This window comes from Rhodonellum sp. (assembly GCF_030656585.1).
GTDB lineage: Bacteria > Bacteroidota > Bacteroidia > Cytophagales > Cyclobacteriaceae > Rhodonellum > Rhodonellum psychrophilum.
In genome coordinates, this window is sequence record NZ_JAUSPP010000045.1 from 1 (window position 1) to 18,743 (window position 18,743).

The 18,743-nt window shown below is 41.4% G+C and carries 14 protein-coding genes; 8 read left to right on the forward strand and 6 right to left on the reverse strand.

What is annotated here, in order from left to right:
* Positions 1-653: bifunctional UDP-sugar hydrolase/5'-nucleotidase (locus Q7J63_RS11485; protein ID WP_304886255.1), on the reverse strand; the 653-nt coding region annotated here is incomplete at its 3' end.
* A complete protein-coding gene (locus Q7J63_RS11490; RefSeq protein ID WP_304886257.1) occupies positions 654-1,406 on the reverse strand; it encodes a 5'-nucleotidase C-terminal domain-containing protein in 753 nt (250 codons plus the stop codon).
* 145 nt (positions 1,407-1,551) lie between these two features.
* Here Q7J63_RS11490 and Q7J63_RS11495 point away from each other — a divergent pair, with 145 nt between their 5' ends.
* The 4 genes from Q7J63_RS11495 (at position 1,552) to Q7J63_RS11510 (ending at position 9,393) form a co-directional block, all read left to right on the forward strand.
* Entirely contained in the window at positions 1,552-2,976 is a 1,425-nt protein-coding gene (locus tag Q7J63_RS11495) for a methylmalonyl-CoA mutase family protein (protein ID WP_304886259.1), read from the forward strand.
* On the forward strand, positions 2,973-5,099 hold the full coding sequence (gene scpA / locus Q7J63_RS11500) for a methylmalonyl-CoA mutase (RefSeq protein ID WP_304886261.1): 2,127 nt from the start codon (positions 2,973-2,975) through the stop codon (positions 5,097-5,099). Before Q7J63_RS11495 ends, scpA begins: the two co-directional genes overlap by 4 nt.
* 106 nt (positions 5,100-5,205) lie before the next feature.
* Entirely contained in the window at positions 5,206-7,095 is a 1,890-nt protein-coding gene (locus Q7J63_RS11505) for a DUF389 domain-containing protein (protein ID WP_019599798.1), read from the forward strand.
* 132 nt (positions 7,096-7,227) lie between these two features.
* The gene (locus tag Q7J63_RS11510) at positions 7,228-9,393 is read left to right on the forward strand and encodes a cation:proton antiporter (protein ID WP_304886263.1); all 2,166 of its coding nucleotides are present in this window, start codon (positions 7,228-7,230) and stop codon (positions 9,391-9,393) included.
* Positions 9,394-9,476: 83 nt separating this feature from the next.
* On the opposite strand, the gene Q7J63_RS11515 is transcribed toward Q7J63_RS11510, so the two are convergent.
* The 4 genes from Q7J63_RS11515 to Q7J63_RS11530 form a co-directional block, all read right to left on the reverse strand.
* Entirely contained in the window at positions 9,477-9,797 is a 321-nt protein-coding gene (locus tag Q7J63_RS11515) for a 2Fe-2S iron-sulfur cluster-binding protein (protein WP_019599796.1), read from the reverse strand.
* Positions 9,798-9,812: 15 nt separating this feature from the next.
* Positions 9,813-10,817 carry an NAD(P)/FAD-dependent oxidoreductase gene (locus Q7J63_RS11520; RefSeq protein ID WP_304886264.1) on the reverse strand — a complete coding sequence of 335 codons (1,005 nt, stop codon included), beginning with the start codon at positions 10,815-10,817 and terminating at the stop codon, positions 9,813-9,815.
* An 88-nt stretch (positions 10,818-10,905) separates the two neighbouring features.
* Entirely contained in the window at positions 10,906-11,346 is a 441-nt protein-coding gene (locus tag Q7J63_RS11525) for a MarR family winged helix-turn-helix transcriptional regulator (RefSeq protein WP_019599794.1), read from the reverse strand.
* A 139-nt stretch (positions 11,347-11,485) separates the two neighbouring features.
* On the reverse strand, positions 11,486-12,355 hold the full coding sequence (locus tag Q7J63_RS11530) for a toxin-antitoxin system YwqK family antitoxin (RefSeq protein ID WP_304886266.1): 870 nt from the start codon (positions 12,353-12,355) through the stop codon (positions 11,486-11,488).
* Positions 12,356-12,482: 127 nt separating this feature from the next.
* On the opposite strand from Q7J63_RS11530, the gene Q7J63_RS11535 reads away from it, so the two are divergent.
* From Q7J63_RS11535 to Q7J63_RS11550, 4 genes are all read left to right on the forward strand, one after another.
* Positions 12,483-13,685 carry a pyridoxal phosphate-dependent aminotransferase gene (locus tag Q7J63_RS11535; RefSeq protein WP_304886267.1) on the forward strand — a complete coding sequence of 401 codons (1,203 nt, stop codon included), beginning with the start codon at positions 12,483-12,485 and terminating at the stop codon, positions 13,683-13,685.
* A 94-nt stretch (positions 13,686-13,779) separates the two neighbouring features.
* On the forward strand, positions 13,780-14,496 hold the full coding sequence (locus tag Q7J63_RS11540) for a glycosyltransferase family 2 protein (RefSeq protein WP_370691896.1): 717 nt from the start codon (positions 13,780-13,782) through the stop codon (positions 14,494-14,496).
* Positions 14,497-15,470: 974 nt separating this feature from the next.
* On the forward strand, positions 15,471-16,544 hold the full coding sequence (locus tag Q7J63_RS11545) for a DUF4421 domain-containing protein (protein WP_304886271.1): 1,074 nt from the start codon (positions 15,471-15,473) through the stop codon (positions 16,542-16,544).
* Positions 16,545-16,662: 118 nt separating this feature from the next.
* Positions 16,663-18,207, forward strand: a complete 1,545-nt coding sequence (locus Q7J63_RS11550; RefSeq protein WP_304886272.1) for an aldehyde dehydrogenase family protein — start codon at positions 16,663-16,665, stop codon at positions 18,205-18,207.
* Positions 18,208-18,743: the final 536 nt, after the last annotated feature.

The following is an 18,743-nucleotide window of genomic DNA, read 5'->3' on the forward strand; positions in this document are numbered from 1 at the left end:
CAAATGATCAGGTCACAATTTTTCGATTTCAATTCCTGAACCATTTCCCGGGAAACAGTCACTGGGTCAAGATATTTGGTGTCTCCATAATTTTTTGATGCCACCAATCCCTGCAATTCAATGCCCACACCAAAAACACCGATTTTTATCCCGCTTTTTCTAAAAATTTTGTAGGGTAAAAAAACATTGTTGAGGATGGTTTGGCTGAAATCATAATTCGAGGAAATAAAACCGAATCCTGCATTCGGGATTTGATCTAGAATTCCTTTCATGCCATTGTCAAACTCATGGTTTCCCAAGGTGGAAGCGTCATATCCTATCTCGTTCATGAGCCGAAGCTCAAGTTCTCCCCCATAAAAATTGAAATAGGGGGTTCCCTGAAAGATGTCGCCGGCATCCAAAAGCAGTATGTTGTCTTCTTCCCGACGGATCTTTTGAATGACAGAAGCTAGTTTGGTCATCCCTCCTTGATTTGCATTTCGTCCACCATCATTGGGGAAAGGCTCAATCCTTGAATGGATGTCGTTGGTATGCAGAATGGTTATTTTCCTGCTTCTTGCTGGAGAAGGAATCGCCGCCGCCATCAAACTGCCACCAAGGCTGATGCCAGCCCCGGTTAAAATGCTTCTTTTAAGAAAATCTCTCCTTTCCATTTATTTGAATTTTTGCCTGCCTTCGATTTCAGCATCGAGCTTGATTCCTTTGGCTGTTTTTTCTTTTATTTTTTCCAGAATAAAATCCCGCAGTAAGATCGCGGAAGCTTCTTTTCTTGGCAAATCAATCAAAAATTCCATCTGGTCCCCTCCGTTGGCAAGGTAATCATTGATGGCCAGCAAGTAGTTTCTTCCTTCTTCCACAGGTTTCCCCTGCACGGTGAATTCGGTGAGGAGATCGTTTTCCGTAGCTATTGTCATCCCGTTGATGCCTAAAATCTTTTTTTCTGCAGCGAATTTTGCCAGCTTTTTGACATCATCTGCTTTGAGCTCCAGGATGTATAAGTAGTTGTCAAACGGAGAAAGCTCAAAGACATTTCGAAGTGTGATATTTCCTTCCGGGAGGATGTTTCTCATCCCGCCGTTGTTGATGATCGACATGTCCACCGGGTAGCCAAATGTTTCCTCCGCGTATTCTTTCTGGATATCCGCCACAAAGTTTCCCAACGTCGTTTCGCCTTTGCCCGCTTTGTTGAGTTCTTTTACGGTTTGACCAATCACGGTATTCATTTCAAGGTCAAGCCTTTCCTTGTAGGGGAGGATGATTTTGTCAAATTGGGGGTGGTTTTCTACAGCGGCACTGATTGCGAAAAAGTCCGATTGATGGTTTTTGGTTAGCTTTGGGCTGCATTGGGATAGGCTGACAACAGCCAATATCAAAAATAATTGAAGGAAAAGAGGATGGATTCTCATGTCTTAATATGCTTTGAAATAATCGGTTTTGAATGTTCAAAACCTTATTTTTGACTTTGCAAATATAAGCCATCATCTTTTAAATCAAGGAAAATTCTACATCAATGGTGTTTGGATATTTTTCAACCCAAATATAAACCCGAAAATGAAAGACAAATTATTCAGTGATTTCCCTGTCACAACCAAGCAGGATTGGATCAATCAGGCAATTCAGGAATTGAAAGGAAAAGACTTCGAGAAAACACTTGTGACCAAAACCAGGGAAGGCTTTTCTTTGGATCCTTTTTATACGTCAGAAGATTTTAAATCCCATGAATGGACCAAGAAGTATCAAAACCAAGTGAATCCCAAACCTGAAATTCCAGGTATTTCACCCAGAGTTTGGTCCAATGTGGTTCGAATAGATGTAGTGGATGAAAAATCCGCAAATATCGAGATATTGGAAGTCTTACAACATGGAGCAGATGGCCTCCTGCTGGTTTTGGAAGGAAACGAGAACATGGACGTTCTTCTGCAAAATGTGCTGCCTCAATACATACAGCTTTTTTTGTGTCCCAAAAAGAATCCCGATCAAGCCTTATCCGCATTTTTTGATTGGGCGAATGACAATGGGTTTGAAAAGAAAGAAATCCATGGAGGATTGCTTTGGGATGGCTTTGCACAGGCCTTGAATGCATCAAATGATAAGGAGAGCATACTGGATATTGTTGAGAACCTATTGGAACTTGGTCTTCCTTTCACAAGATTCAAAGTGTTTTCATTGAATTCGGCCATCTACCACGATGCTGGCGGATCAGCCGTTCAAGAAATGGCTTTTTGTATTTCAGCTTTTATCGAGTTGATGGATGGCCTGACGGAAAGAGGAAGAAATCCTCAGGAGATTTTCGAAAAACTGTTGGTGGAATGTTCCGTGGGATCGGATTATTTTATGGAAATCGCCAAAGTGAGGACGCTGAGGGTCCTGATCCACCAATTGGCTGCATTGTATCAGGTGAATCTTGCACCTGAATCCATCTTCATTTTCGCCAACACCAGTTTCTGGACGAAAACAACACAGGATGTCCAATCCAACATTTTGCGAAACACCACCGAAGCAATGGCTGCGATTTTGGGCGGAAGCAATGCCCTGCATGTCCTCGCACATGATGTGGCTTTGGGTGCACCTAATGAGTTTTCCAAAAGAATGGCTAGGAATGTTTCTTCCATTCTCAAGGAGGAAAGTTACCTGGACAAGGTTTTGGACCCTGTTTCGGGCAGTTATTATTTGGCTTCCCTGATGTCTTCCCTGTTTTATAAAGCAAAAGATAAAATTGAGCTTTTGGAACAAAAAGGGGGTTGGTGGATGGCTTACCAAAATTTAACCCTTCAGAAAGAAATCAAAGCAACGCGGAGTGAAAGAATGCTGGCGCTGGTGACGAAGGAAGAAACCAAAATCGGGGTGAACAAATATGTCAATCGGGAGGATTCTGATGCTGTGCCAGGGATAAAAAGGATGCCCGAAGATGAAAATCAATTGAAGTCCACCAGACAGAGTCTTTTGGCAGAAAAAACAAACCAAAATCAAGGATGAGACCGGATATCAGCAAAATGTCACCTTTTTCAACCCGAGATTTCCAGTCGGATGAATGGAAAGACATCGATTGGCAGACCCCAGAAAAGATCAGCGTACCCGCCGCTTTTGAGGAAAAAGACCTTAAAGGAATGGAGCATTTGAGATTTGGAGCTGGAATAAGCCCTTTTCTTCGGGGCCCCTATGGGACCATGTATATCCTGAGACCTTGGACGATTCGCCAATATGCAGGCTTTTCGACAGCTGAAGCTTCCAATGCCTTTTATAGAAGAAATTTGGAGGCAGGCCAAAAAGGACTTTCTGTTGCTTTCGATCTTGCCACGCACAGGGGATATGATTCTGACCATCCAAGAGTAGTGGGAGATGTGGGGAAAGCGGGTGTGGCCATTGATTCGGTTCTGGATATGAAAATTTTGTTTGACCAGATTCCCTTGGATCAAATGTCGGTTTCCATGACCATGAATGGGGCAGTCATTCCAATATTGGCCTTTTATATCGTAGCGGCAGAAGAGCAGGGCGTGAAACCTGAGCAACTGACGGGGACGATACAGAATGATATTTTGAAGGAATTTATGGTAAGGAATACCTACATCTATCCGCCGTTGGCCTCCATGAAAATCATTGCCGATATTTTCGAATATACGTCGAAGTACATGCCCAAATTCAACTCCATCTCCATTTCTGGCTACCACATGCAGGAGGCTGGCGCTACGGCAGACCTGGAATTGGCCTATACGCTGGCGGATGGCTTGGAATATTTGAGAACGGGAATTTCCACTGGTTTGGATATCGATGACTTTGCGCCGAGACTGTCTTTCTTTTGGGCCATCGGCATGAATCATTTCATGGAGATTGCAAAATTGCGTGCGGGAAGATTGCTCTGGGCAAAAATCGTCAAGCAATTCAATCCCAAAGATCCAAAATCCTCTATGCTCAGGACCCATTGTCAAACTTCGGGATGGTCATTGACAGAGCAGGATGCATTCAATAATGTGGCTAGGACCACAGTAGAGGCCTTGGCAGCTGCATTGGGGCATACACAGTCCCTGCATACCAATTCCTTCGATGAAGCCATTGCACTGCCGACGGATTTTTCGGCACGGATTGCCAGGAATACGCAGCTATTCCTTCAGGAAGAAACCGGCATCTGCAAAGTGGTGGATCCATGGGGCGGCTCTTATTATTTGGAATATCTGACTGACCAGTTGGTTGATAAAGCATGGGGATTAATCCAGGAAGTGGAGGAATTGGGAGGAATGGCCAAAGCTATAGAAGCAGGGATTCCAAAGATGAGAATTGAAGAAGCGGCAGCGAGAAAGCAGGCAAGAATCGACAGTGGCAAGGATGTCATCGTAGGAGTAAACCGATACCAAACTGAGCATTCATCAGAATTTGAAATCTTGGAGGTGGACAACGATTCCGTGAGGAGTTCCCAGATTGAAAGACTTCAGGAATTGAAAAAAGAAAGGAATGCGGAAGCAGTCACCTTGGCATTGGATGCCATCAGGCTTGCCGCAAAATCCGGAGAGGGCAACTTGCTTTCTGCGGCAGTGGACGCTGCCAGAAAAAGAGCTACTTTAGGAGAAATCTCAGACGCCATGGAAGATGCATTTGGAAGGCACAAAGCTACGATAAAATCTATTTCAGGAGTTTATTCAAGTGAAGCCAAAGAGGATAAAAGTTTTAAGGAAGCCCAGGAGTTGGCTGATAAATTTGCGAGCTTGGAGGGGAGAAGACCAAGGATCATGGTTGCCAAAATGGGACAGGATGGACACGACCGTGGGGCAAAAGTGATTGCCACCGGATTTGCGGACATGGGGTTTGATGTGGATATCGGGCCATTGTTTCAGACACCAGAAGAGGTAGCGGTACAGGCAGTGGAAAATGATGTTCACATGGTAGGAGCTTCTTCATTGGCAGCAGGCCACAAAACCTTGATCCCCCAATTGATTTCGGAATTGAAAAAACTGGGCAGGGAGGACATCATGGTGATTGCCGGAGGAGTGATCCCTCCCAAGGATTATGCATTTCTTCATGAGGCAGGAGTTGCAGCTATTTTTGGCCCGGGAACTGTCCTCACCAAAGCAGCGATCGAGATATTGAATAAACTTATGGCGGAATAAAGCTTGCGTAAGATAATATTCCCTATCATTTCAATGATGTCAGGCAATTTTAAAAAACCTTTACCCAATTGGAAAACCTTGATTTTTCCCTTAATACCTGTTTTTTATGAAAAGGATAATTTTGATCTATGATGATCAATTGGAAAATGAAGTCCGGGAGGGAGTAATCCCTTTATTCGGCAGTCAACTGAAATCAGGCATTGCTTATAAAAATTTCAAATCATTTGGCTTCAGTGAAGAGGATTTTTTGGTATGTTATCTATCGGATGACCAACTCAAGGAATTCCTGCCATTTGTAACCGAAAGCCATTATAAGATCGGGTTTTTACCCCATCCAAAAATGAAGCATGCCCGACAGGGATTTGGGATTTCCGAAAAATTGGAGGAAGCAGTGGACAACATTTTGAAAACCGAGGAGGTCTTGGATGTGGATGTTTTATATGCCAATGGAATCCCTGTTTTCAATACTTTGGTTATCGGGAATACATTGAGTCTCATGTATGGATCGCTTACCGAAAATACCTTCAAACGTTTCTTTGAAAAAATCGGGAATTTTTTCAAGATGTTTAAAAGAGTGCGTTTGCATCGGTATTTTTTGGATTGGTCCAATGAAAAGGGAGAATTGAGGGGAAAGCCATTGGAAACCGCAGCGCTGGGTATTCTCACCGTCCAACATGGGAAAAGCACTTTGCTGTCCAGGAGGATTTTGGAAGATTCTTTCGTGAATGATGGCTTGATGCACAATTTGGTCTTGTCCCCGAGAAGTGTCGGGGAAATGATTCAGTTTTCTGTGATCGGCCTTTTCCAAATTTCAAAGAGTGAGAGCATGCCGCCTTTTGCCTCTTTGATCAAAACGGACAGGATGCTTATTTCCAGTCCAGAACCGATAAATTTTTCTTTGGATGATACCTTGATGTCGGCTAAAGAGATTGAGTTGATGGTCGTACCAAAGGTTTTGTCCATCGTGCCTGGTATTCATTTGAAAACGGATGAATTGGTCAATAGTGCCAAAGTTTTCAAGACAAAAAGTTTGCCTCAAGGAGAATTGAGAGAGGGGCTTTTGGGGAGATACCTGCCTTTGACCAATCATGCAACGACCGAGGAGTTTAAATGGCTTTTTTCCATTCTCCGAGAAAATTCAAAGACCACATCAAGTTTTCTGGTGTTGATGGCGCTCTCTACGCTGATTGCCACATTTGGGCTTTTCGGGAATTCCTCCCCTGTCATCATCGGTGCCATGATTTTGGCGCCATTGATGTCTCCTATTGTTTCCTTGTCCATGGGGGTTTTAAGGCAAGATGAGCAATTGATTAAAGACAGCTTAAAAGCAATTGGTTTTGGGATGCTGATTGGATATGTGTTTGCGGTTTTGATCACCTGGCTGACGCCTTTAAACAGCATGAACTCCGAGATTGTGGCCAGAATACGGCCAAATCTATTGGATTTGGGAGTGGCTGCTGGATCTGGGATCGCAGGAGCTTATGCACATGCCAAAAAAGAAATAGCCAAAACGCTGGCAGGTGTGGCAATCGCTGTGGCTTTGGTCCCGCCCCTTGCAGTTTCAGGAATAGGTTTGGGTTGGGGAGAATGGTCGGTATTCTGGGGAGCACTTTTGCTTTTGGGGACCAACTTGGCCGGAATGGTACTTGCCGGAGCGGTTACCTTCCTGTTTTTGGGATTCAGTCCATTCAGGTTGGCGCGAAAAGGATTGTTTATTTCTTTGATGTTTGTGGCCATGATCAGTGCTCCCTTGGCTTTTGGTTTTTCCAAAATGGTAAAAGAAAATAGGATCATCCAAAATTTAAGTGGGAAGGAACTTACGCAAGGGGTCTTGAGGGATATTAGAATTATCCAGTTAAATCCATTAAGACTTTCCCTAACTTTGGTGTCCGAAAAACCCTTGGACCAAGACGAACTTCAAAAAATAAAAATGCAAATCAACCAACTCCTCGGAGAAGATGTGGGACTTGAACTTTCGGTAGGGCTAAAATTATAAAAGCCTTATTTCGGACCTGAATTTTTTCTTTGTGAATGTACAAGGAGAATCAATTATATTTACCCAATTTGATTCTATTATCCTTGACTAAAATTAAAATCGGTAAATCCGTAAAACCTTTATAAAACCAATATGATATTAGGTGCCGATTTAAATTTCTCCTTGCCTTGGGGTAATCCTGTTCTGATTTTTACGAGCATCCTGTTCATTATTCTTTTTGCTCCCATTTTATTGAATAAAGTTAAAATCCCTCAGCTGATCGGATTGATTATCGCTGGCGCTATTATTGGTCCAAATGGATTTAATTTATTGGAGCGGGACAGTAGTGTTATCTTGTTTGGAACAGTAGGGCTCTTGTACATCATGTTCTTGGCTGGTCTGGAAATTGATCTTGCGGATTTTAAAAAGAATAGCAGGAAAAGCATTGTTTTTGGATTGTATACCTTCTTGATACCCATGACGCTTGGGATTCTTGCGGGGATTTATATCTTGGATTTCAGTTTGATCACCTCCGTTTTGCTGGCAAGTATGTTTGCCTCCCATACCCTTATCGCCTATCCAATCATCAGTAAAATGGGAGTAGCCAAAAATAAGGCTGTAAATATCACTGTGGGTGGGACGATGATCACAGACACACTTGCCCTTTTGGTATTGGCCGTAATAGCGGGGATGTCAAAGGGTGAATTGACAAATGATTTTTGGATCAGGTTGGTGATCTCGGTGATCGTGTTCGCCTCAATAGTGATTTTTATTTTCCCATTGTTGGGAAGATGGTTTTTCAAAAGGGTGGATGACAATGTTTCCCAATATGTTTTTGTTTTGGGATTGGTGTTTTTGGGTGCTTTTTTGGCCGAAGCTGCAGGGATCGAAGCGATCATCGGCGCTTTCCTTGCAGGATTGGCATTGAACAGATTGATTCCACATACTTCCCCGCTGATGAATCGGATTGAGTTTGTCGGGAATGCCTTGTTTATCCCTTTTTTCCTGATTGGGGTGGGCATGCTGATTGACTATAGGGTCTTTTTCAACGACCTCAATACCATCTATGTAGCCGTCACCATGACGATCATCGCCACAGTGTCGAAATTCCTTGCTGCATATTTTACGCAAAAGACCTTTAAATTTTCTTCAGCCCAGCGAGATGTGATTTTTGGATTGAGCAATGCACAAGCTGCAGCTACCTTGGCTGCAGTCTTGGTGGGGTACAATATTATTGTCGGGGAAACAGAAACAGGAGAACCTATCCGTTTGCTTGGGGAAAGTGTCCTTAACGGCACTATATTGATGATTTTGGTAACTTGCACGCATGCGTCCTTTGTGGCTCAAAAAGGGGCTACCAAATTGGCATTGGAGGAAGAAAGTGCTGCCGGTGAGCAGGATGAAAATGTCGATCCTCAGGATAAAATTCTTATTCCACTCAGTTATCCCGAGAATATTGAGGAATTGATCCAACTGGGGGTGACCATCAAAAGCAAGTCTACCAAGAATTCCCTCATCGCCTTAAATATTGTTCCTTCTGATTCCAAGGATGAAAGCAAGGAGAAGTTTGCCAAGAAACTCCTTCAAAAAGCCAGCGTTAGTGCTGCGGCTACGGACAATATTCTTACAGAACTCATACGGTATGATTCCGACATTGTCAATGGAATAACCAACGTAGTGAAGGAAAACAAAGCGACAGACATCATACTTGGTCTTCACAAGCAGGGTGGGATTTCTGATTCTTACCTTGGTAATCTTACTGAAGGAATTCTTCGAAAATGCAATGTGACGACCCTTATTTACAAGAATCTTCAACCCATTAATACCATTGAGAGATACTTGGTCGTCATTCCTGAAAATGGCGAAAGGGAAATGGGCTTCCCTTTCTGGCTCTTGCGGATGTGGAATATCGGAAGAAATACAGGTGCAAAACTGGTTTTTTATGGGTCTGCCGAGACCCTTGATTATATTCAGCAAATCAATAAAAAATTCACCATTGAAGCGGCTTTTATTGAGTTTTCAGATTGGGAGGAGATTCTCATCATCTCCAGGGATCTTAAGGAAAACAATGCTTTGGTCATGATTTTGAGCAGAAAGAACGGGGTTTCTTTTACACCCGTCATGAACAAGTTGCCAAAATATTTGAATAAGTATTTCAATAAAAACAATTATATACTGGTTTATCCCATGCAGCTTGAAAGCGAGGATAGCGGGATAGTCTCTTATGGAGGAAGTTCAATTTTGAATCCGTTGATCAATAGTGTGGAACGTATCGACGAATTTGGTAAAATCGTAGCGAAACTTTTCAGGAAAAAATAAAAAAATAATCCCTGGACAATTTCGATCAGTAAGATTTTTTACCAAGATCTACCTTGTCCAGGGAAGAATTGTATTGAATAAATTTAATTGTCTTCTCCTCTTAATTTGATGACAGCACCTTCCAATATCGGTCCTATCCTGACTTGACAAGCCAACCTGCTCGTAGGGAAGTATTCAGGAAGATTTTCCAATTGGTCCAATTCAACATCGGAGGCTTCTCCAAGTTCAGCCTGTCCTTCCATTATCTCCACATGACAGGTTGCACAAAGTGCCATTCCGCCACAAGTAGCCAAAACTGGATATTCTGAGGCTTTCAAGATTTCCATCAGGCTCAAGCCCATGTCATCTGGAGCTTCTATTGTCTCACGATTTCCATCGTGGTCTTCTACAGTAAATTTCACCATACCACAAATGTAATATTAAAATGCATTAACGCCATTTACAGTTGTGTATTTGAAGCTCAATTTTTGATCTGGGTATACGAATTTGAAAGCCGAATGCATCATGATCGCTGCTTCGTGAAATCCACAAAGAATCAATTTAAGTTTTCCTGGATAGGTGTTGATATCCCCGATGGCATATATCCGCTCGATATTCGTGGAATAATCACGGGTATCCACTTCGATGGCATTTTTGTCCACACTGAGTCCCCATTCCCCAATTGGTCCAAGCTTTGGGCTCAACCCAAACAGGGCAATCAAATAATCTGTATCTATCTTAATCTCTTCTTTGCCTTTTCCTTCCAGTGTGATTTGGCTCAAATGACCATTTCCACCGAGTTCTTTCAAATTTGCAGAAAGAATCAAGTCGATTTTACCACGGTTGGCGAGGTCAAAGACCTTTGCCGCGGAATCAGGTGCACCTCTAAATGTTTCGTTTCTGTGTACAAGGGTAACTTTTTCAGCTACGTTGGAAAGAAAGATGGCCCAATCCAAAGCAGAATCGCCCCCACCTGCCAAGACAACTTTCTTGTCTCTGAAAGTCTCGGGGTTTTTCACCATGTAGGTCACTCCTTTGCCCTCAAAGCGCTCAAGGTTTTCCAAAACCGGTTTGCGTGGTTCGAAGCAACCCAAGCCTCCGGCAATTACGATCACCTGGGCATGAATCTGGTTTTTGTCACTGGTAGTCAGGATATAGGAGCCATCAGATTGTTTTGCAAGATGATCTACCCGCTCTCCCAGACTGAATGTTGGATTAAATGGCTTGATCTGTTTCATGAGATTGTCCACCAATTCCTGTGCTTTAACTTCAGGATATCCCGGGATATCGTAAATGGGCTTTTGCGGATAAATTTCTGAAAGTTGTCCGCCTACTTGGGGCAAGGCATCGATCAGATGGCAACGCATCTTCAACAATCCAGCTTCAAATACTGCAAATAATCCAACAGGACCGGCTCCGATAATACAAATGTCAGTTGTAATCATGATCTATCAGTGTTTAATTGGTTAAACCAATGTTTTTTTCAATTGTTTGTGCAAATATAATTCGTGTGGCAACTATTTTTTTTAACCTCTAGGGATTCTTTTCAAGGTTGGAATAAATCGTGTTCAAGATCCGCTTGAATTCTTCAAAATCGGAACTGTTTAAATTTTCCCAAGCTTTTTCCCGAATTGTAGCCACTTGGGGTTTGAGTTGGGAAACTTTTCGGATGCCCGTTTCGGTCAGATGGAGATGGAAACTTCTCCTGTCTTGTGGATGTGGGATCCTCTCTACATATCCCTTTTTGCAAAGAATGTCAATTATTCTTGTCAATGTTGGTTGGTCTTTGAAAACCAATTGTGCCAATTCTGTCTGGCTAAGCAGTTCATTTTCTGAAAGATTTTTCAGAATCAACCATTGATCCACTGTCACATCAAAATCCCCATTCTTGAATTTTTGTTGTGCATATTGTTTCACTTTTCGCGCTGTCCTATCCAAAAGAAAAGAATACTTACCAAACTGTTCCTGTGTCATACAAATAATTAGTATGACAAATATAAAAAAAAAATCAGTTTTTCACTCAATTGTCTATTAAAATTATAGGGTTTGTATGATACATGATTCCAATAAAAAAAATATGAAAATGGATAGGTACTGATAAAAGCAATGCACATTATTCGTTTTGACGCTCATTTCTGTAGACAAGGTTTCCCTCCTTGTCCCATTCCGCCCTGATGAAAGGTCTATAATTTTTCGTCAAAGGTCGCTCTTGGTACACAATTTCCCTTTTGCGAAGTGCCTTGGTGTTTTTGGTATCCCAATATTCCGTCCACAACCCAATTTTTTCACCAAATCGAAATTCGCCTGTCACCGCAATTTGCCCATTTTCATAAAAATGGAAAAAATTCCCTTCAAATAAGGCGTATTCCACTGGGATGATTTTCTCGATTTTTTTATTGTCTCCTGTATAATATGTCACTCGGGAATCTTTTGGCCAGCCTTCGGAATAGTGACCTTTGTCCACAAGAATGCTTTTGTTGTCATACACCAACCAAGTCCCATGTTTGGTACCGTAATAGAACATTCCCTTTTCAACTACATGTTCATCAATGATCTTTTCGTAAGGACCGTGAAGCAAATAACCCTTTGTTGGATCAAAATCCTTGTTTTTGATGGTTTTTTCTTTGGTTTCAAACCAGAAAATATCCCTGATATAGGGATCCACGATCCTTTTTTGTGTAGTGAAATGGAAAAATTGATATTGGGTTTGATTTCTTATGGTTTGTTTGGTGAATCCTTTTGTCGTTCGTTCGCCAAAAAAAATATTTTTCTTGATTTTTTTCTTCCCAGCTTTCTTTTTTTCCTCTTTCGCTTTGTCATCAAAGAGGAGTAGGGGTAAGGAAGAAGGCAAAAGTCGGTCTTGAACGATCCCTGAAGAGTCTGGATCGGTATTTTCCTGAATTTGTTTTTCCTGGCCAAAAACAGTTGTGCTTCCGAAAATAGCCAAACACAAAAGTAGAAAAGGGGTCTTCATGTATTTCATAACGAAGAATAAATGCCAATTATTTCTAAAGCGAAATTAGCAATTTGAAATCTATTCGGCTGATAAGTTTAGAATTAATAATTCTAATCCTTAATTTTGGCCACATTAAAAAAAAATAACCACTATAATGAATTCTATTCTATCCGACCGTATTATCAATATGGAAGAGTCAGCTACGCTGGCCATGGCAAAAAAATCCCGTGAACTCAAAATGCAGGGTATTGATATCATCAGTTTGAGTCTTGGAGAGCCAGATTTTAAAACCCCGCAGCATATTCAGGATGCAGCGAAAGCAGCCATCGATGAGGGGAAATATTTTTCCTACTCACCAGTAGCCGGGTATCAGGACCTGAGGGAAGCCATCGCCAAAAAGCTGAGGGAAGAGAATGGGATTTCCGAAGCCAAAGCAGAAAATATCGTTGTTTCTACCGGAGCCAAGCATTCCATAGCCAATGTGTTCATGTGTATGCTCAATGAAGGGGATGAAGTTGTTATTTTCTCGCCGTATTGGGTAAGTTATGCAGAAATCATCAAGCTTGCAGGTGGAGTTCCTGTGTTGATAGAAGGGACTTTGGAAAACAATTTCAAAGCCACAGCTACCCAGTTGGAAGCTGCGCTGACTGACAGGACCAAGGCTGTGATCTATTCCTCCCCCTGCAACCCGACAGGATCGGTGTTCAGCAAGGAAGAATTGGAAGCCATTGCCGAAGTGGTCAAAAAGAAAAAAGATCTTTTCGTGATAGCGGATGAGATTTATGAACTGATTAATTTCACTGGAAAGCATTCCAGCATAGGGTCATTTCCGGGCATGTTTGAGAGGACCATTACTGTAAATGGTTTTTCAAAGGGATATGCCATGACAGGCTGGAGAGTAGGTTATATTTGTGCTCCTTTGTTCATCGCAAAAGCGTGTGAAAAAATGCAGGGGCAGTTTACCTCGGGCGGCACTGGTATTGCCCAAAGGGCAGCATTGGCGGCCATTACAGGAGACCAATTGCCATCCCGAAAAATGGAGGAAGCCTATTTAAGCCGAAGAGATCTTGTTTTGGGCTTATTGAGAGGGATTCCTGGAATCAAAACGCATGTTCCGGAAGGCGCATTTTACTTCTTTCCGGATGTTTCAGCATTCTTTGGCAAAAGTGCCGAGGGGTATCTGGTCAAAGATGCCGATGATTTTTGTCTGTATCTGTTGGAGAAAGCAAATGTATCCCTAGTGACTGGGGCTGCCTTTGGTGCACCCAATTGTGTCAGAATATCCTATGCCGCATCTGAGGAAGAATTGAAAGAAGCTTTGACCAGAATGAAAAATGCACTGGCCAAATTTTCATAAAATAAATTGATCTAAAAAGCCCTGTTGCCAAAAGCTCCAGGGCTTTTTTTCTTGACATCAAATAAATATCTTTCTGTATCTGAATTTCGATTTGTTGAAAACGCATAAAATCCTAGTCATTACACCGGTTAAAAACTCCATTGAAACAACTTTGGAGACTTCCAGAGCAATTTCTGGTTCTAATGTAGCCCTGACCCATAAAATTTTCAATGATTTTAGCTCGGCGGAGACCAAGCTGGCTTTGGAGGAAAATAGGGAATCGATCGGATATGAATTGGTCAATTTGGAAGAGATCACCCAGACACCTTCCCCAAATTATAAATTGGTGCTTCATTTGGCTCAACAGGAGGCTTTGCTCGCCGGTGTTCCCCTTCTGGTGGTGGAGTCTGATGTGGTGGTTCGGTATGATACGATTAAAACATTATTGGATTTTTTGAATGGACATCCAAAAACCGGATTGGTAGGTTCTGTGACAGTGGACGAAGAAGGTGTCGTGAATTTCCCTTACTTGAAGTTCAAGGGCGTGAAGAAAGACATTATCAAGACCAAGAGGAGTTTGAGCTTTTGCTGTACACTTTTTTCTCTTGAATTATTGAAGAGATTCGATTTTCGGGATTTGGACGAATCGAAAAACTGGTATGATACCTTTATTTCAAAAAAAGCAATTGAACTGGGTTTTGAGAATTATGTGTTGATGGATGCCCCTGTTTTGCACAAGCCTCATGGGAGCAGGCCTTGGAAGCAGCTGAAATATAAAAATCCGTTGAAGTATTACTTTTTGAAATTTTGGAAAGGATTGGATAAGATATGATCTTTTAGGTGTGTTGGTCCAAAAGGAATTTGACAAGCGATAATTTTTTTCGGCTTTTCTGATTGTTTGGGTTTAAAGAAGGGGTGCTCGGTCAAGAGAAGGCAACCTCGTATTGCCGCTCCAAAAATTAAAAAGCCTGAAATGGAGTATATGACTGTAAGTGAAGGTGTTGGCAGGGATTATGTTATTTTTCTAATTTTATTCTAAAATCTAGACCAACAGTCCGGCTGGTATTGAGCTACTTTTGGGTCAAAGGCTAAATAAATTTTGGGCTTAAATTATTTTTTTTTTGATCACACCGTCGATATATCTTTGCGAGATTTTTTGAATTTGTTTTTCCTGTAATTTAAATACAATAAAATGTTTTCTGAATAAATAAAAATGCATAAATGAAATATAATTATTTAAAGAAAAAATATATAATAGTTTCAAGATTTTAGGTCGTGATTTCCCATGTTGCTTGGGTGTCTGTAAGAATTACATAATCAAAAAAATAACGAAATATTTTCTTTTATTTTAGATTTCTAAATCAAAAAGAGCTAAATATTACTTTAAATGCCTTTTTTTCAACTTATCTCAAAAATATTTTTCATGTTCGATCACTTGATTTTTTTGTCAAAAACAAGGTTTTAAATGGTTAGGCTGTGGTTTTTCTTGAACTTAGTTAAAGGGGTATAAATTCATTTTATTAATATTTGATTAAATAATCAAAAAATACCATGAAAAAAATTGTTTTATATTCAATATTTACCCTATATTTACATCGGGTGATTAAGCAACTTTTTCTGCTACAAACTTTTAGTATAAATTTAAATAGAGGTTATTTCGAGAATCATTTTTTCTAGCCTCTATTACTCTTCTTTTTTTGAAATCAATTTTTCCGCGGATGCGGATTTTTTTTTGTCAAAACCCAAAGGAATTCATATAAGGATCTAAAATTTGCTTAGGTTCGGGTAAATTTTGATTTGCCGAATATGGTTAAGAGTGAGGGTGTGTTTTTAGCCAATTTTTTTTTGAAAAAATGCCGTTTTGAGTGGCAGATACTTTCATTGTTTTCCTTCTTTTTTGGGGTTGGGTCATCGGATGTACTCGCACAGGTTGAAGAAGACTCTGCTTACTACACTACTTTTCAGGAAAAGTTAACCACGAGGATTTATACTTCCAGAAAATTCACAAGCTTTTTGATAAAAGACAAGGTTGCCAACCAGGACTATAGGTTTGACCCGAATTCCACCCTTAATTTAGGCTTAGGCTTGACCTATCAAGGCTTGACCTTGAATCTGGCATATGGATTCAGTTTTTTGAATCCGGAGATCGGTAAAGGCTCTTCAAAATACATGGACTTACAAACCCATATCTATCCAAAAAATTGGGTAATGGATGTTTTTCTTCAATTTTACAAAGGGTATCACCTCGCTGAAAAGGGCTTGGGCGCCTCCAATCCGGAGCTGTATTACCAGCTGCCAGAAATGAGGGTGCGTAAGGTCGGTGCAAATGTCCAATACTTGTTCAATGGGGATCAGATTTCCCTCCGAGCAGCATTTTTGCAAAGTGAGTGGCAGAAGAAATCAGCAGGAAGCTTTTTGGCTGGAATGGAAGTTTATGGCGGGGGTGCGTCCAATTCCGAGGGGATTCTCCCGGATGACTTGGTTAGTCCCGGACGTAATTTCAATGAATTCCGGTTTTTTCAATTTGGGCCAAATGCCGGATACGTGCATACACTGGTGATTAAAAAGCATTTTTTCATTACTGGGTCTGCTTCCACGAATCTGAACTTGGCTTACAACAGCATCCAGTACCCAGATCAGAAATCCCATTCTTGGGGAGTGAATTCCAATTTGTTTTTGAGGGGATATGTGGGGTACAATTCTGAAAAATGGTCCATCAATACGAATTATGTCCACAATAGTGTGAAATTGCTGGGAGTGGAGGATTTTAACAATAGGTTCAATACAGGGAATTATAGAATCAATTTCATCTATCGATTTACCGTAGGTCCAAAGCTGAAGCCCTATCTGGATTACCTTGACCTCAAAAGATATTTGTAATCGGTGGTGAAACCCACAAAAAAAATCAAGTTCTTTTATCTGCTGACAAACCCGAAGCCTAGATTTTTTTTTGTTAGTTTTACCTATATTATTTCACAAAAGAATAAACCCAATGATGATGTCAAATCAATACGGAATCAAGAAGGCCCTTGAAAGACTGGGGGTTCAAGAAGAGAATAAAGGTGCTTCAACTGGTAATATTTGGATTGTATCTGAGGAGAAATATATCGGTTCCTTTTCACCCGCCGATGGCGCTTTAATAGGGAAAGTACAATTGACGGATTCAAAATCCTATGAAGAAGTAGTCTTGAAAGCGCAGGAAGCCTTTGCGACATGGAGAGTATTGCCAGCCCCTCAAAGAGGTGAAATAGTAAGGCAAATCGGAAATGCGATAAGGGAGGTGAAAGAGGATCTTGGGAAGCTGGTCTCCTATGAAATGGGTAAATCCTATCAAGAAGGATTGGGAGAGGTGCAGGAAATGATTGATATCTGTGATTTTGCCGTTGGTCTTTCCAGACAACTTTATGGGCTGACCATGCATTCCGAGCGTCCTGGGCACAGGATGTATGAGCAATGGCACTCACTGGGTATAGTTGGGATCATTTCTGCATTCAATTTCCCCGTTGCAGTTTGGGCATGGAACAGCATGTTGGCCTGGGTTTGCGGAGATGTTTGTATCTGGAAACCCTCCGAAAAAGCCCCGCTTTCTGGAGTAGCCTGTCAGCATATCGTTGCCAAAGTTTTTAAAGAAAATGGACTGCCAGAAGGGATTTCTTCCCTGATCGTTGGGGATTATAAGGTTGGCGAAATGATGAGCCAGGACAAAAGAATTCCATTGATATCGGCTACAGGTTCTACCAGGATGGGTAAGATAGTCGGGCAGGCAGTCGCTGCCCGATTGGGAAGATCATTGTTGGAGCTTGGAGGAAACAATGCCATCATCATCACCCAAAATGCGGACATGGAAATCGCTATTCGTGGTGCCTTGTTTGGCGCAGTGGGTACCGCTGGTCAGCGATGTACCACGACGAGGAGATTGATCATACATGAATCCATGTATGAATCCGTAAAGGAAAGATTGGCATCGGCCTACTCTAAATTGGTGATTGGAAATCCTTTGGATGAGAAGAACCATGTAGGGCCTTTGATAGACAAGGAGGCCGTTAATATGTACCTCCATGCGATCAAAAAGGTAAAAGAAGAAGGTGGTGTAGCGGTAGTCGAGGGAGGTGTTCTGGTAGGAGAAGGGTATGAATCCGGCTGTTATGTAAAACCCTGCATTATCGAAGCGGAAAACCATTTTGAAATGGTGCAACACGAAACTTTTGCGCCTATCCTTTACATCATGAAATACAATACATTGGAAGAAGCCATTGGCATGCACAATAATGTTCCGCAGGGATTGTCGTCGGCAATTATGACACTGAACATGAGAGAGGCGGAAGCGTTCCTTTCTTCAGCAGGATCGGATTGCGGAATTGCCAATGTAAATATAGGTACTTCAGGAGCCGAGATTGGCGGAGCATTCGGCGGTGAAAAAGAAACTGGAGGAGGAAGGGAATCCGGTTCCGATGCTTGGAAAGCCTATATGCGTCGGCAGACCAACACAATCAATTACAGTGATTCTTTGCCTTTGGCACAAGGAATCAAGTTTGATATTTGAAATTTTGACTGTCGGGAAAGCTTCTGAGTTTTCCCGACAGTCATTTTTGGGTTGAATATTTGAGTTGTTTGGAGGAGAGGACGTTTCATCCTTTGTTTTTTTTCTTATTCATTTTCAACATGTTATTTCAAGTAGGAATAATTTTCAGGGATAATAGTTGTGTCTGAATAAATAAAATCTACCTTTGCATTCCGTTTAATTCATGAACGGAAGTAAATAATGAAAGTTTAGCTCAGTTGATTCAGAGCATTCCGCCCAAAACGGAAGGGTCGAGGTTTGTAATATCTCAACTAAAATCTCATTATTTCAACCAAAAGCGGTTAGAAAATTTATTCAAACTCTTTGGGAGTTTAGCTCAGTTGGTTCAGAGCATTCCGTCCAAAACGGAAGGGTCGAGGTTTCTAATATCTCAACTAAAGTCTCATTATTTTAACCAAAAGTGGTTAGAAAATTTATTCAAACTCTTTGGGAGTTTAGCTCAGTTGGTTCAGAGCATTCCGTCCAAAACGGAAGGGTCGAGGTTTCTAATATCTCAA